The 14,694-nt window shown below is 49.2% G+C and carries 17 protein-coding genes; all 17 read right to left on the bottom strand.

Annotation, left to right across the window (positions count from 1 at the left end; genetic code table 11):
* Positions 1–142: 142 nt before the first annotated feature.
* A complete protein-coding gene (gene flhA, locus N3Z11_RS09675; RefSeq protein ID WP_260656972.1) occupies positions 143–2,215 on the bottom strand; it encodes a flagellar biosynthesis protein FlhA in 2,073 nt (690 codons plus the stop codon).
* A complete protein-coding gene (gene flhB, locus N3Z11_RS09670; RefSeq protein WP_260656971.1) occupies positions 2,212–3,366 on the bottom strand; it encodes a flagellar biosynthesis protein FlhB in 1,155 nt (384 codons plus the stop codon). Before flhB ends, flhA begins: the two co-directional genes overlap by 4 nt.
* A gap of 2 nt (positions 3,367–3,368) precedes the next feature.
* Entirely contained in the window at positions 3,369–4,145 is a 777-nt protein-coding gene (fliR, locus tag N3Z11_RS09665; protein ID WP_260656970.1) for a flagellar biosynthetic protein FliR, read from the bottom strand.
* Positions 4,142–4,411 carry a flagellar biosynthetic protein FliQ gene (locus tag N3Z11_RS09660; RefSeq protein WP_260656969.1) on the bottom strand — a complete coding sequence of 90 codons (270 nt, stop codon included), beginning with the start codon at positions 4,409–4,411 and terminating at the stop codon, positions 4,142–4,144. The genes fliR and N3Z11_RS09660 overlap by 4 nt, the downstream gene beginning before the upstream one ends.
* Positions 4,408–5,148 (bottom strand): flagellar type III secretion system pore protein FliP, encoded by a 741-nt coding sequence (gene fliP / locus N3Z11_RS09655; RefSeq protein ID WP_260656968.1) that lies wholly within the window; start codon positions 5,146–5,148, stop codon positions 4,408–4,410. Before fliP ends, N3Z11_RS09660 begins: the two co-directional genes overlap by 4 nt.
* Entirely contained in the window at positions 5,141–5,497 is a 357-nt protein-coding gene (locus N3Z11_RS09650) for a FliM/FliN family flagellar motor switch protein (protein ID WP_260656967.1), read from the bottom strand. Before N3Z11_RS09650 ends, fliP begins: the two co-directional genes overlap by 8 nt.
* Complete coding sequence (locus tag N3Z11_RS09645) at positions 5,497–6,387, bottom strand: FliM/FliN family flagellar motor switch protein (RefSeq protein WP_260656966.1); 891 nt, start codon at positions 6,385–6,387, stop codon at positions 5,497–5,499. Before N3Z11_RS09645 ends, N3Z11_RS09650 begins: the two co-directional genes overlap by 1 nt.
* A 30-nt stretch (positions 6,388–6,417) precedes the next feature.
* Positions 6,418–6,834: a PilZ domain-containing protein gene (locus tag N3Z11_RS09640; protein WP_260656965.1), complete on the bottom strand. Its 417-nt coding sequence runs from the start codon at positions 6,832–6,834 to the stop codon at positions 6,418–6,420.
* A gap of 7 nt (positions 6,835–6,841) precedes the next feature.
* Entirely contained in the window at positions 6,842–7,825 is a 984-nt protein-coding gene (locus tag N3Z11_RS09635) for a flagellar motor protein MotB (protein WP_260656964.1), read from the bottom strand.
* Positions 7,825–8,682 (bottom strand): flagellar motor stator protein MotA, encoded by an 858-nt coding sequence (motA, locus tag N3Z11_RS09630; RefSeq protein WP_260656963.1) that lies wholly within the window; start codon positions 8,680–8,682, stop codon positions 7,825–7,827. The genes N3Z11_RS09635 and motA overlap by 1 nt, the downstream gene beginning before the upstream one ends.
* A gap of 18 nt (positions 8,683–8,700) precedes the next feature.
* Complete coding sequence (locus tag N3Z11_RS09625) at positions 8,701–9,420, bottom strand: FliA/WhiG family RNA polymerase sigma factor (RefSeq protein ID WP_260656962.1); 720 nt, start codon at positions 9,418–9,420, stop codon at positions 8,701–8,703.
* 8 nt (positions 9,421–9,428) lie between these two features.
* Positions 9,429–9,857 carry a flagellar basal body-associated protein FliL gene (fliL, locus tag N3Z11_RS09620; protein WP_260656961.1) on the bottom strand — a complete coding sequence of 143 codons (429 nt, stop codon included), beginning with the start codon at positions 9,855–9,857 and terminating at the stop codon, positions 9,429–9,431.
* A 26-nt stretch (positions 9,858–9,883) separates the two neighbouring features.
* On the bottom strand, positions 9,884–11,296 hold the full coding sequence (locus N3Z11_RS09615) for a flagellar hook-length control protein FliK (RefSeq protein WP_260656960.1): 1,413 nt from the start codon (positions 11,294–11,296) through the stop codon (positions 9,884–9,886).
* The gene (locus tag N3Z11_RS09610) at positions 11,296–11,619 is read right to left on the bottom strand and encodes a hypothetical protein (protein WP_260656959.1); all 324 of its coding nucleotides are present in this window, start codon (positions 11,617–11,619) and stop codon (positions 11,296–11,298) included. The genes N3Z11_RS09615 and N3Z11_RS09610 overlap by 1 nt, the downstream gene beginning before the upstream one ends.
* Positions 11,620–11,877: 258 nt before the next feature.
* Positions 11,878–12,267 (bottom strand): flagellar export chaperone FliS, encoded by a 390-nt coding sequence (fliS, locus tag N3Z11_RS09605; RefSeq protein WP_260656958.1) that lies wholly within the window; start codon positions 12,265–12,267, stop codon positions 11,878–11,880.
* Between the two features lie 12 nt (positions 12,268–12,279).
* Positions 12,280–13,569, bottom strand: a complete 1,290-nt coding sequence (gene fliD / locus N3Z11_RS09600) for a flagellar filament capping protein FliD (protein WP_260656957.1) — start codon at positions 13,567–13,569, stop codon at positions 12,280–12,282.
* Positions 13,570–13,626: 57 nt separating this feature from the next.
* On the bottom strand, positions 13,627–14,460 hold the full coding sequence (locus N3Z11_RS09595) for a flagellin (RefSeq protein WP_260656956.1): 834 nt from the start codon (positions 14,458–14,460) through the stop codon (positions 13,627–13,629).
* Positions 14,461–14,694 lie beyond the last annotated feature (234 nt).

The raw sequence follows: 14,694 nt of genomic DNA, 5'->3' as shown, positions 1-14,694 counted from the left end.
TAGCTTTCGTTAAAGTACCTTGGCAATATACCACGATTTTTTTAAAATGCTCCAGCAATTTGTTTTGTAAAATGCGACAAAACAACATTTTTTAGCGACGAAATGCGGTTAATAAATTAAAGTTTTTGTGTTTTTGGTCGCTTCATCCCAAAGTGCCCAAAATATTCACCCGTACCGTTTCCGGGATTTCATTATAAGACAACACCACCAGACTGCCCTGAGTAAAGGTTCTGGCATAACGGGCTAATAATGGCCGTAATTGAGGCAATACCACCAGCACCGGCTGATAGCCAAGCCGCTGCATTTTTTCTTTGACCTGCGGCATGGCCTGCTGGAACTGACTCAGTAAATTGGGGGCAACGGGGAAGCTATCCAGCGCAACTTTACCCGACTGCATGGCCTGATTCAGCGCACTCTGTAAAGTTTGCTCCAGCTTCTCATCCAGACTAAAAGCCGCCAGTTCTTCATGTGAACCAAGCACCTGCTGCATCAGTGCTCTTTGCAGTGCACAGCGTACATCAGACACCAGCAAAATCGGATCTTTGGTCATCTCGGCACTGTCGACCAGCGCTGTGGCGATGGTCACCACATCGGTTAATGCTACCTGCTCTTTCAGTAACAGTCTGAACACTTTTAACTGCAGGTTGGCGCTCAGGACTTTATCCAGATTCTCTGCCAGCGTTGGTGACACCTGCGCCAGTCTTTTATTCAGCTGTTTAATGTCTTCAAACATAAAGAGCTCGGCCAGATTTTCTTTCACCACTTTGCCGACATGAGTGGCAATCACAGTGGCGGTGTCCACCACCGAATAACCCAGATTCAGCGCCTTGGCTTTTTCTTCTGGTTCGACCCAAACTGCATCCAGACCATAAGCCGGATCCCTGGCCACCTCACCATCCATCTGACCATAAGTGTCACCAGTATTGAGCGCCAGCAACTTTTGCGGTTTTAACCGCCCGCCGCCCACAGCCACACCGGCCAGTTTGATTTGGTACTCCTGTGGATTCAGTTTCAGGCTGTCACGCACCCGCACTTCAGGCAATAAAAAACCAGCCCCTTCCGACAGGGTTTTGCGCACGCCACGCAGAGTCTGTAACAGCGCTTCGCCCTGGCTTTTATCGGCCAGATACACCAGCCGGAACCCCAGTTCAACCGACAACCTGTCGGTATAAGGAATATCCTCCCAACCGAGTGGCACCGGTGCCTGACTGATTTTTTCCGTCAGGGTTTCCACCTCGGTATAGTTTTCCCGTACCAGTTTTTGCTGCATGCGCCAGGCGGCAAACAATAAAGGCGCGGCAAAACCTAAAAAGGCAGCGGTTGGCATACCAGGCACCAGCCCCAGCACCGTCATCACTGAACCGGCAGTCAGCAGTACCCTGGGTTCGGCTAATAGCTGCCGGCCAACCTCATCTGACATCTCGCCTTCATCATTCATCCGGGTGACGATAATAGCGGCGGCAACCGACATCAGCAGCGACGGAATTTGTGCGACCAAACCATCACCTATGGTCAGGAGCGCATAACGTTGGAAGGCTTCACCCAAACTCAGGCTGTGCATAAACACACCAATGGCCACACCACCGAGCAGGTTAATGATCAGGATCACCAAACCGGCAATGGCGTCACCCCGGACAAACTTGGAGGCACCGTCCATCGAACCGTAAAAGTCTGCTTCTTTGGCAATCACAGCGCGGCGCTCTTTCGCCTGCTCCGGCGCTATCAGCCCTGAGTTTAAATCAGCATCAATGGCCATCTGTTTGCCGGGCATCGCATCCAGGGTAAAACGGGCAGATACTTCAGAAATACGTTCACCCCCTTTGGTGATAACAACAAAGTTCACCACCATCAGGATGACAAACACCACCATACCCACAACATAGTTGCCGCCAATCACCACCTCACCAAAAGCCTGGATCACCCGGCCAGCCACATCTGTACCTTCATGGCCGTTCAGTAATACCACCCGGGTGGATGCAACGTTCAGTGTCAGCCGCATCAGCGTTGCCACCAGCAGCACTGTTGGAAAGACGGAAAAATCCAGTGGTTTTTTTGCGGACACTGCCACCAGCAGCACCACAATGGACAACACAATATTAAAAGTGAACAGGATATCCAGTAACCAACCCGGCAGCGGCAAGACCACCATGGCCAACACAGCCAACAGCAACACGGGAATAGCAGTGTAAGGTTGCGACAAAGTACGCCAGTTCAAGATTCATTTCCTCGTTCTTTTGCCCGTTTTAGCAGGCTGGCCGGTATGGAGAGTTCGGGCAGTGGTGCCGGCTTGTAACCACGGCCTTGTTTATAAGCTTTTAACTGCATCACATAGGTCAGCACATAGGCCACTGCGGTATACAAACCCCGGGGCACTTCCTGATCGACCCGGGTCGAAAAATAAATGGCGCGGGCCAGAGACGGCAGTTCAAGAATCTCCAGCTGATGCTGGCTTGCCACTTCGCGGATACGCTGCGCTATCTGATCAACCCCTTTTGCCACCACATAAGGTGCCTTGGCTTTTTTCTCTGAATATTTAATTGCCACTGCATAATGGGTTGGGTTGGTGATAATCACATCTGCGGTCGGCACCTTATCATCAATACGACGACTGGCGATCTGATACTGGATTTGCCGGATCCGGCCTTTAATCTCGGGATTACCTTCGGTGGATTTACGTTCGTCTTTCACTTCCTGCTTGGTCATTTTCAGCTGACTGCTAATTTTGTGTTGCTGATAAGGCACATCAATCACAGCAACCAGAATTAACGCCACTGCCATCACCATCAGACTAAAAGACACCAGCTCCAGCCCTTGTGTGACGGCGATGGTAAAATCCATCCGTTGCAAAAACATCAAACGCTCAGCCAGGTGACTCAACAGACCCCACAAACAACCACCGAGCAGCACCACTTTGATAATCGACTTGGCCAGCTCCACCAGGCTTTCAGAGCCAAACATGCGGCCAAAACCGGCAATTGGATTTAAATTACTGAACTTCGGTCCCAACAGTTTCCGGGAAAAATTCATCCCGCCCGGGAAAATACCGCCAATCCAGCTGCCAATAAACAAGGTGCTGAAAAACGGCAAACCTGCGCTAAGCATTTGTAATATGGCTTCGCTAAAAGCGCCGGTCATTAAGTCATCTTGTTTCAGTGAGTCTTTGTCCAGCTGCCAGCTGCTCTCGGCCAGTTTCAGAAACAGCTCCATAAACAAGTCGGCAAACCACAACATAGCGGCACTGCCCATCAGCACCACCAGCGCCGTGTTCAGCTCTTTCGAACGCGCAACCTGGCCTTCCCTTCTGGATTTTCGCTTGCGTTGTTCGGTGGGTTGTTCCGACTTAGTCTGACCGGTATTTTCTGCCATTGTTAACCCATAGCCTGACGCATCAGGGCAAAAACATATTCGGCCAGACTAAAAAAGTGTTCGCCCATCTGATACAACGTCAGATAAACACAGACAAAACCCAGCAACAGTGCCATCGGAAAACCAAGCGCAAACAAGTTCATACTGGGGGCAGAGCGGCTGGCCACACCAAAGGTTAAATTCACCAGCAACATGGCAATAATGGCCGGCAATGCCACAGTTAAAGTGGCCCCCAGCATCCAGCCAAACAGCGAGATCAGCGCCGGTAAATCCAGTTGATACAAACTGCTGCCCACAGGCCATAACGCAAAACTGTCGACCATCAGCTGCAACGAAATTAAATGACCATCAAAGGCAAAAAACAGCAGCACCGTCATCACCCAGAACAGCTGACTGAGTACAGACACCTGATCACCGCTGCCTGGGTCCATCATCATCGCCATCGACAAGCCCATTTGCATCGAAATGGTTAAACCCACCAGCGCCAGCACATCAAACAACATCCGCACCGCCGCCGCCATGATCAGTGCAAACAGGATCTGCTCGCCGGTCACAATGGCCCCTTCCACTGAAAAAGGGTCAACAGGCACCACTTCCACATACGAAGACAATAAAAAACTTAAAAACAGCGCCGTCATCACCTTGGCTCTGGGTGCAACGGCCGGGTTGTCATACACAGGTAAAATCCAGAAAAAAGCGGCCAGCCGGATAAAAGGCCACCAGATAGTGCCAAACCAGACCATGAGTTGATCGCTGGTCAGATTCAGCAGCGCATTCACCCAATAGCTCCGGGGATCATCTGGCTGAGTCCGGCAAATAAATCCAGCAGTTTTTGGATCATCCAATGTCCGGCAAATACCACCATCAGCAGGGTTAATAACATCCGCGGTAAAAAGGTCAGAGTTTGTTCCTGAATAGAGGTTGCCGCCTGAAATATCGCCACGACTATGCCAAGCAATAAACCCGGCACTATCAGCACCAGCAGGATTTCAATAATCATAAAAATGGCGTTGCTCACCAGCTCGACCGCCATGCCGGTGTTCATGGTGCAGCTCCAAAGGTGGCAGACAAGGTGCCGGCCACCATTGACCAGCCGTCCGCCAGTACAAAAATCATCAGCTTAAAGGGCAGGCTGATAATCAAAGGCGACAACATCATCATCCCCATCGACATCAGCACACTGGCCACCACCAAATCGATGATCAAAAAAGGAATAAACAACATAAAACCAATCTGAAAGGCGGTGGTCAGTTCACTCAGCACAAAAGCCGGCAATAACACATCAAAAGGCACATCGGCTGCCGCCATAGTGGTGGGTTCTCTGGCAATTTTGAGCACCTGGTGCAGTTCGTTTTCCCGCACCTGCGCCAACATAAACTGCCGCACCGGAATTTCAGCTCTGGCAATGGCTTGTTCCAGCGTCATGCTATCGGCCTGATAGGGTTTCACCGCATTCTGATAAATGTCCTGCCACACAGGCCGCATAATTAATAAACTCAACATCAGCGCAATACTGATCAAAATACGGTTTGGCGGGCTTTGCGCCAGTCCGAGCGCCTGGCGCAAAATAGCCAGCACAATAATAATGCGGGTAAAAGACGTCATCATCAGCACAATACCGGGCAACAGGCTCAGTACTGTCATCAACAACACAATTTGCAGCTTGACGCTGTAATCCTGACCGAACTCGCTGTCTTTGACCGACAGTAACGTCAGATCCTCGGCCGAAAGCCCAAAAGGCAATAACAGTAGTACTGCCCACAACAGCCAGTTTTTAGCCATTCTCAGCGGGCTCTTTTGTAGCGCTGACAAACTTCAGGCCGTATTTGCCGTTCACCATTACTACTTCAGCTTTGGCAAAAAGCACACCGTTGACCTTCACATCCAGTGGTTCGCCCACAGTCTTTTCCAGCGCCAGCACATCTCCGGCCTGGGCTTTGGACAATTCACCCAAGGTTACTTCAGCACTGGACACTTCAAGCGTCACTGTCAGCGGCACATCCATAAAACGGGAGATACTGCTGCCGGCCGGCGCACTTTTTGAGCCCTGGCCATCACCAAATAAATCATCCATTTCCAGCATATCGAGCTCAGCCAGGGGATTGGTATTGTTGTGTTGTGTTTCGCTCATTATTTGTTCTCTGCAATAGTGCTGACTTGAAACATTAACTGGTTGCCCTCTTCGGCCACCACACCATAAAACAAGGTTTGTTTGCCAAGCCTAAATGGCATCCGGGTGAATAACTCAAGCGGCAACACCTCGCCCTGTAACCAGTTTTCCAGTTGTTGCACTGTGACTTGTTTTCGTGCCATTTCAATCTGCGCCGCCACCGGCACCTGCTCCCATTCAGTGAATACCGGGCCCGGCACTAATACAGTTTCCTGCACAGGGGAGCTGATGTTGTCGGCCAGAAACAACTCTACCGGCAACCAGATAAACCAGCTGACTACCGTATTGTCGAGGATAAAACGCACTTTAAACGGCATATAAGCATAAGGTTCAAACTGCAGCTGCTGCTTATACACATAGGCGGAAAGCGGCAAATGTTGATTAAACAAAGACTGCATCAGCACCTGCATTTGTTTTTGCAATAAACGACAGCTGATGCGCAGTTCTGAACTGCTGAGTTCGACTTTTTCAACCAGAGTCTGCTCTTCACTGAGCCGGCCGCCTAAACACAAATCGGCCATATTGTGTACTGCCTGAAAATCGATCGACATATAACACAACAGGTCTTTTTCCAGCGGCAAGGTTGAATCCAGTAATAACACGCCAGGTTCAGCCAGCCATTGCTCCAGACCCACACTGCTACACAGATTGACATCCAGACTGAACTCAACGTCTCTGAGCATCCGGCCCAGTTCGGCCTGCAATGCATTGCCATAATCGGTCAGCCGGCTACGGGCCACCGAACTGGCGATTTCAAAATGCCGCTGCTGTGCTGTCAGCGCGTAAGGCTGTAAAGCCGCCGCCTGTTCGCCTTTCAGCAGCTTTATTAGTTGCTGTTTATAACCACTCATCAGATTGAACATACCTGTTTTGCATAAAGGTTATCGGGACGCACTGGCAACCAAACGGAAGTGATCGTGTTTTTGCATAAAGGCCATACGGCGCAGTCTGCGCAGCAACTTGAGCCTTACTGCGTAATCTTTACCAAGCCACTGCAATCCAAGAAACTCTAGCTTGTCATTGACCTTTTTGCGATATCGAACCAAAGCTTTTACTTTAATATCATTGTCATACATCACCCAGAACTTGTCGGGCACCTGATCAAGGGTTGGCACCAGCAAACCGCAGCCGCCGATACTCATGTCTTTCACCACGGCCAAACCTATGTCACCGCCAAACCAGGAAGACCTGAGCAAACGCACGGAAATACCTTTAGTCTGGAGTTCCAGTGACTGTGCCGGGTCATAAAAATACCAACGATAAAACTGACGGCCACCTTGCTGGCGTAAATACGGCATAACATTCCTAAGATTTAGTTCTGAGCACAGGCTCATTTTTGCGGGCAGCTTCTGCCGCCTCATCCAGTGCGTTGTTTTCTTTTTCGGTGGAGAACATGTCGAGCAGCTGTTGTTCAGCTTTTTTGGTCAGGATCAACAATTCAATACGACGATTTTCGCTGGCGCCGGGCGCCGCTTTATTCAGCAACATAGTTTCCGCAAAGGCACTAACCTGGGCTATTCGTTCCGGTGGCATACCGCCGGCCGCCAACACTTGCCGGGCCTGCAAGGCACGATCGCCGGACAGCTCCCAGTTACTGTACTGGCTGCTGTTAAAGCTGGTGGCATCGGTATGACCTGATAACAACAGTTTGTTTTGAATTTTGCCGAACACCGGGCCTAACTTCAGCAGTAAATCTTCAAAATAAGGGGTCATCTGCACCTGACCACGTATAAACATCTGGCGGTTTTCACTGTCGCGGATAATTACCCTAAGACCTGCTGGTATTTGTTCCACCATCAGGTTAGCGTCGGCTTTATTGGTTTCGGCAAATTCCCGAAAGGCCTGGGCAAGAGTGCTGAGATCTGCAGGCGTGTCATATTGGCCGCTAATCAATGAGCTGAGTTTATCGCCCATACCAGCGGAAGGTTCTCTTTTGCCCTCAGGCACTTCCAGATGGGCCGACATACCAGCAATATAATTTTGCGGCAGCTCGTTGTCTGACACTTCTTTTTCCACCGGGGAAGGTGAGCCGCCAAGGTCGACCGGATAAGGACTATTCACAGTATCAAATGGGTCGGTATGGCCGCCCAGAATGGACTGAGTCCGCATAAAAGTCGCCACTTTGACCCGTTCTTTCACCGTTGATACTTCTAAAATCCACAACACCATAAAAAAAGCCATCATTGCCAGCGTAAAGTCAGCAAAAGCCACTTTCCAGGCGCCGCTGTTTTTCTCCTCCTGACCGCGCCGCCCGGAACGGCGGATTATCACTGGTGTGGTTTCGTTCATCAGGCCGCCTTGTTGTTGATCCAGTTTTCCATCTCGGTAAAGGACGGTTTAATCTCTTCATTAATCAATTTACGGCCACAATCAGTTGCAATCACTGCCACATGGCCTTTCATATGCGCCACCAGCATGGCGCGCACACATTCAAGTACGGCAATTTTCTTTTTTACATAAGATTCCATCGCGGTGCTGAGCGGTTCGAACAGACAATAACAGCCAAAAATACCAATAAAGGTACCCACCAGCGCTGCAGCAACGTGATAACCGATACTGGTGAGCGGACCGTCCAGATGCTGCATGGTAATAATAATGCCGCCGACCGCCGCCAAAATACCAAAGCCCGGCATCGCCTCGGCAATGGTATGCAAAGAGTGACTTGGCTTCAGGTGCTGGTCTTCAATATGGATAATTTCCTGCTCCAGCGTGGCGTCTAAATCGTGGGGCGAACTTTTGGTCATACTGATCAGCCTCAGGTTGTCACAGACAAACATCAGCAGATCCGGATTCGCCAGCACCGCAGGATAAGAAATAAAGATAGAGCTGGTTTCCGGGTTTTCGACATGATCTTCCAGTTCACGGAAACCTTTGCTGCGGATGGTTTCAAGCAGCTGATACATCAGCAGCAGTAATTCTTTATATAACTGGGCCTGATCTGGTTGTGCCACAAACTGCGCTTTAATTTGCTGCAGCATATCTTTGAGCACATATTTGCTGTTGCCGATAATTAAAGCGCCGATTGCAGCCCCAAAAATAACAACAAACTCAGCGGGTTGCCACAACATGGCCGGGTTACCGCCGGCAATCATAAAACCACCGATGACGGCCGCCAGCACCACTATTAATCCAACTATTCTTTGCATTGCCTTAGCCCTACTCTGTTACCACTGTGACAGTTTTTTATTCAGCATTTCAATGGACTGCTTGTGCAACTGACAAACTCTGGATTCAGTCAGCTCCAGCACCAACGCAATTTCTTTCATATTCAGCTCATGGCTGTAATAAAGATGCAGCAGCAGTTTATTTCGCTCCGGCAAATCAGCCATCGCCTGCTTGAGCGACATCTTCACTTCCAGCGCGCTCAGTGAGGTTTCCCCCAGCGCCGCATGCTGTTGTTGCTCCAACAAAGCATCCAGACTTTCCATCGATTCGGCCTGATCCAGATACATCAGCTCATGCAGCCTGGCGTTATCAATACCCAGGTGCTGACTCAGCTCTTCATGAGTGGGAGCTCTGCCAAGCTGACGCATCAGATCACGGCTGGCATCCCTGAACTGATGCGCCTGCTGGCGCTGTTGCCTCGCCCGCCAATCGGTGCGTCTGAACTCATCCAGCATGGCACCGCGCACTCTTTTAAAAGCATAAGCTTCAAAATACTCATCTGGTTCCCGCCCATAACGGCGGATGGCAGATAACAAACCCAATAGACCAACCTGCAGCAAATCGTCGGAGTCGACCATAGCGCCAGACAAACTGCGCAGATGTGCTGCAGCCCGTTTGACCAGAATGCTGTACTTCTGTAGCAGCTCATTTTCATTGCTGACGACCTGAGTATCGCTGCACTGCTGCTCTGCGTCTGACCATTGATGCTCTGCCAACATGGGGCGCCCTACTGAATAAACATATTCGTAATCAATACTTTATCGAGTTGATGTTCGTACTTGTTGTCGGCAAGGGCTTTATTAAACTTCGTCAGCAACTCGTCCTGAACCTTGGCCACCTGCTGCATCGCAACCTTCACTTCCATATGGCTGGTGGTCGCAAAATGCTCCACCAGCACATTACGCAATAAAGGGGTGGCTTCTTTTAACGCTTCGATGGTGCTGGCTTTGTGGCTGACCAGCGTCAATTCCAGCACCAGATATCTGGAATTTGGATCGCTGGCCACACTCATCACAAATTTTTCCATCGGATGGAACAGCGGCTGCACACTTAAAACTTCCGCTTGTTGCTGATTAAAATTGGTCTGAAACCAATAATAAGCACCTGCAGCACCACCCACTAACAGCGTTAACAGCAGCCACACCAATTTTTGCATCTGTTTATCCTCTGTGCCTTCTGGCATTAAACCAATTGATTCACCAGGCCTGTTGTTACAGCAACAACTGAATCCTGATTTTCTGTTTGTTCTGCTCCGGCAATATTAGCTGCGATTTCGTCCGCCGGCGGGGCATGACGTTCATGCTGTTGCCTGGACTGGTTGTCCGGCCCCATCCGAAGTTCAATCAGCGTGTCAGCACCTAACTTCAGTTGCAGGTTGGTGCGCAGTTGATCCAGGCCTTGTTGCATCGCTTCTTTCAGCTGACCATTGCTGCTATTAAGCTGCACTGTTAACTTTTCACCTTCAAACTGAATCGACAGATCAATACTGCCAAGCGTTGGCGGATCCAACCTGATCATGGCTCTGTTCACACCAAGTCCAAGCTGTATGTCCACTTTGTCAGTTAAAAGCGCCACTAACCTTTGACCAAAACGGGCCGGATCCGCAGGCATAGGCTCTGATTGCCACTGATGCTGCGAACTGAGCGCTGCATTACCGCCAGCAGACTGCAATACAGCGGCAGCGGCGTTGTCAGTCGTCAGCAAGGTCGACGCAGAAAAAGTGGCAGGCTGTGAAGTGGTGAACAGCGACCGGGAGCTGATGTTTCCCGCTTCGCCAGCAAGTGCCACTTTGCCACTTTCAGCCGATAACAACTGCAAAGCCGCAGCCGTGTTGCTTTGAGATGCCACTATACCGGCAGCTGCTGAAGTTTCTGAAGTGAGTGGTGGTCTGCTCAAACTCTGTACTAAAGCGCCAGGAGCTTGTGCAGGTGCCAGTGCTTGCAGAGCGCCCGCCACTGCCGGCACAGTAATAGTTTCTGCGGCAGTCTGTGCTGCCAGCTGGGTGGCAAGCGGAACAGTCAACGGCGAACCAGATTGCAACGTTATTTGTGGGTTAAGCAGTGTGCTAAAAGGCGAAATTGGCCCGGACTGCATACCATTCATGCCTGATACCGCAGGCATCGCAACACTGTTTTGATAAAGCGCTGTTGGCAACGGCATACTTACAGTGCCATCCTGCCCGGACTCTGCTGATGATGTTAACTGTGGCATAGCTGCCAGAGCTGTCTGATGAACAAAAGTATGTGGCAGCAACGACTGACTTTGGCTATAACCAGCCGCCAATATTGCGCTTTGTTGAGCCTGAAGCAGTTGTTGTGCCTGGTTTGTCACGACTCCCATCTCTGGCTCTGCTGCCTGAGTCAGGTCTGTAAGCGGCATCTCAGCCTCTTGTGATAACAACGAAGCGACAGCTTCCTGCTGCGCATCTTCAGGGTAAGGTTGTTCCAGCAACATGCTTAAATCCAGCAAAGCAGCTGTTTGATCTTCGCTGCTCTGCTCTTGTGCGGTAGCATCAATCTGTCCGGGTAACACAGGCGAAGCAGATAACAGACTGCCCGTTGCCGGACTTTTTGTGGTATTGGTCAGTGGCAACATCAACGTCTGCCCTCAGTGGTTTGCTGGTAAGCCAATACCCCAGCTTTATTGTCATTAAATGCTTTCATTTTTTGCTCCAGCTCCAGTTGCTGCTGCCTGGCATATTGAATGAGCTGCTGATAGCGCAGTTTTAAAGTTTCAATTGCGGCTTGTGTTTGTGCATCCGGCCCCTGCTCGCGCAACTGCTGCACCAGTGCACTGATTTGCCGATCAAACGCCTGCACCTGCAACCACTGTGCAGCCTCCATCGCTTGCTGTAATTGCGTCAGCAACTGTTGTAACTGCCTAAGCTGGCTGTTCGCTGGGCTGGAATGAATTGACATGATGCAACCTGTTGCCTTGGAACCCAAACACAAAGCAATAAACATTCCAAAACTCAAGTCACTGAATATAAAGACTTTATTAAGATTTAATGGTGAAAGGAGGAAGAGAAACTTCCGCAACAGCGGAACCTCAACTGTCATTTCCTCCCATAAAAGACAAGTTCAGACCCGGCTATTGGGCCCATATAAAACGGTCAATAAAAAAGCCGGGGAATATCCACGGCTTTTAGCTTTCATTTCATTGATCAAAATGGCCGGTCAGCTGCGCGCTAACAACCCTTGCCAGCCCTGCTGTAAATCGGTCATCACGGTTTTCACCGGCGCTAATGCATCAACACTGTTTTTTAAACTGGCTTTTAATATTTCCTGGCCACAAAACTCATATAAATTATGCATATTCACCGCAACTTCACCGCCCTTTTCAAGGTCTAGTGAAGCGTCCAGCCCGCCCAGGATTTTCAGCAGTTTTTCTACACTCTGGGCTTTTTTATCATAACGGTTGGCCTGAATATGGCCTTCAACCCGGGCCAACTCATCTAAAAAACCATCAAATAACATCAGCACCAGACTGTGAATATCGGCACCTGATGCTTTTGCATTCACATTAGTGTTTTGATAAGCCTGATAACCTTGTGCAAAATCCAACATAAAAAACCTCTGTTATCCAAAGTTGGCCATGGAGCTTTCCAGCTGCGCTATGGTGACCTGCATCTGGGTAAATTGTGCCAGATATCTTTTGTAAACAAGCTCCATTGAATAATCGTGCCGCTTTTGTTTTGTGGTTACTAAATCCAGGCTAGCCTGCAGGGTTTGTTGTTTATCACTCATCAAACCAAAACGCTGTGTATAAGGTTCAAGCCGATCCTGGATGTTGCTGAATAAACCGGTGTCGGACACTAACATTTTTTCAATTTTAGCAGGGTCAGCCGCCAGAGCTTTTTGCATTTTGCTGCTGTCTATCAACAACACACCGTTACGGTCGAACTTCATGCCAATCTCAGTTAACGGCGTGCCTTCATATAATTGCTGAAATGACTGGCGCATCTGATTAGCAATGCTTCGAGCCATACTGTCGGTACTTAAAGACGTGTCTGAATTTATCTGCTTCAACAAAGAGTTGTAGCTCTCAACAAACTTTTTCAGTTTTTCTTCAACCGCTTTTGGATCCTGCGAAATACTGATTTTCACAGGTTGATCGGCCAGTGCCTGTGCTTGTTTTAAATCAAGAGTTACACCGTCAATCACATCCGTCAGGGTATTGCTGCTGGAAGTCACGGTAATAGGATTTTGCGCACCGACTTTGATAATGGCATCCTGCGCTGTTTTGAGTTCAGTGGCTGAAGCAACAGCACCACTGATATCGGCTCCTGAATTATCGGCGCCGGGCACAAAATTCAGACTGATAGTATTGGCAGCACCTGACTCTTTGGTGGTCAGCACTAAATAAGACAGAGCACCACTGCGCATTACCGTGGCCTGCACACCCGAATTATCAGCAGCATTGTTAATAGCAGTTGCTAAATCCGCAATATCAGAACCAGCTGCCAAAGTAGATAAATCAACGGCAAAAGAGTCCCCGGCCACTGTCAGCTCAAACTGGCCGTCAGCAGGTAATAAATCGGCGCTGTTAAAAGTTAGGGAAAGCTGATGATTTTGCGCCAGTTGCTGCACAAAAATTTCATAATTTCCGGCAACGGCGGTACTGCCGGCAGTCACACCCAGCACAGTGTCAGCACTGCTGGTGGCGGCATTACTCAATAATTCGTTGTTGGTGGTAAAACCTGTCAACAGATCACGCATGGAACCCAGTGAAGTTTCCAGTTTTTTATAAGATGCCAGCAGGGTCGAAAACCTGTTCTGTTGTGCTTTTAACACTTCATCTTTAGATGCACGTTCGATTTGCGTGTACTGCTGCGCAAGGTACGCTGGATCGATACTGGAAAATGCCATGCTGAGTTCCTGTAAAAAATGGGGAGCCGGCAATAAAGCCGGCTCCCGGTCGACTTATTAACGTAACAGCTGAGCAACCATTTGTGTGGTGGTATTGGCTGTAGTTAATACAGAAATACCAGAGTTCATCAGCAGTTGTTGTTTGGTCATATTAGATGTTTCACGGGCAAAGTCGGCATCCATCAGCAAGCTTTTTGCTGTGCTGGTGTTTTCAGACATATTGCTCAGGTTATTGATGGTGTGGTCCAGACGGTTCATTGACGCACCCAGTGCCGCACGGGCCGCGCCCACCGCAGTGATCAAATCATCAATTTCACCCATAGTGGTTGATGAATCTGCCTGATCCGCCAGACCGGTAAAACCAGCGATAGCGGTGTCCACATCACCAATTTCTGCAGAAATATCCACAGCCAGAGTTTCAGCTGCAGAAGCACCAATCTGGAAAGTGACTGATGCAGCCAGCTTACCGCCGCTCAGTAACACAGTACCGGCACCAAAAGAGGTGTTGGTCATAATGTTGGTTAATTCGTCATTTAATGCAGTGAACTCATTACCCAGAGCAGTGTACTCACCTGTGGCATTGGTACCGTTGGCACCCTGAGTTGCCAGCTCTTTCATGCGGTAAGCGATATTGGTCATTTCATCAAAAGCACCTTCTGCGGTTTTTAACATCGCATTGGCGTTGGCAGCATTGCTCATGGCAGTTTCCTGACCGACAACCTGAGCAGCCAGACGGGTTGCAATTTGCAAACCGGCAGCGTCATCTTTTGCTGAATTGATACGGAAACCAGTACCTAAACGTTCTAAAGCGACTGCCAGGCCGTCGTTGGTACGATTTAACTGATTACGGATAACTGTTGCTGCTGCATTTGATTGAATTGATAAAGCCATTTTGAGTTCTCCTGAAATGATGCTCATAAACTTAGAGCGACAACAGCCAGCAGAAACTGAAATTTATTTTTTGATTTTTTAAGGTGTTTTTTACCCCACCTGAAATTAATGGAAAAATCCATTTTTAAACAATCACTTAAATTCAATTCAAAAAACAACATTAACTAGTCAAAGTCAGATCGGTTATGTTTTCTGCAACAGCTGCATTGTGGAACGACGTTGTTGCGCATTACA

The organism is Rheinheimera sp. 4Y26 (assembly GCF_025245835.1).
Taxonomy (GTDB): domain Bacteria; phylum Pseudomonadota; class Gammaproteobacteria; order Enterobacterales; family Alteromonadaceae; genus Pararheinheimera.
The sequence above is the reverse complement of the archived record's forward strand: the minus strand, read 5'-3'. Positions and strand labels throughout refer to the sequence as shown.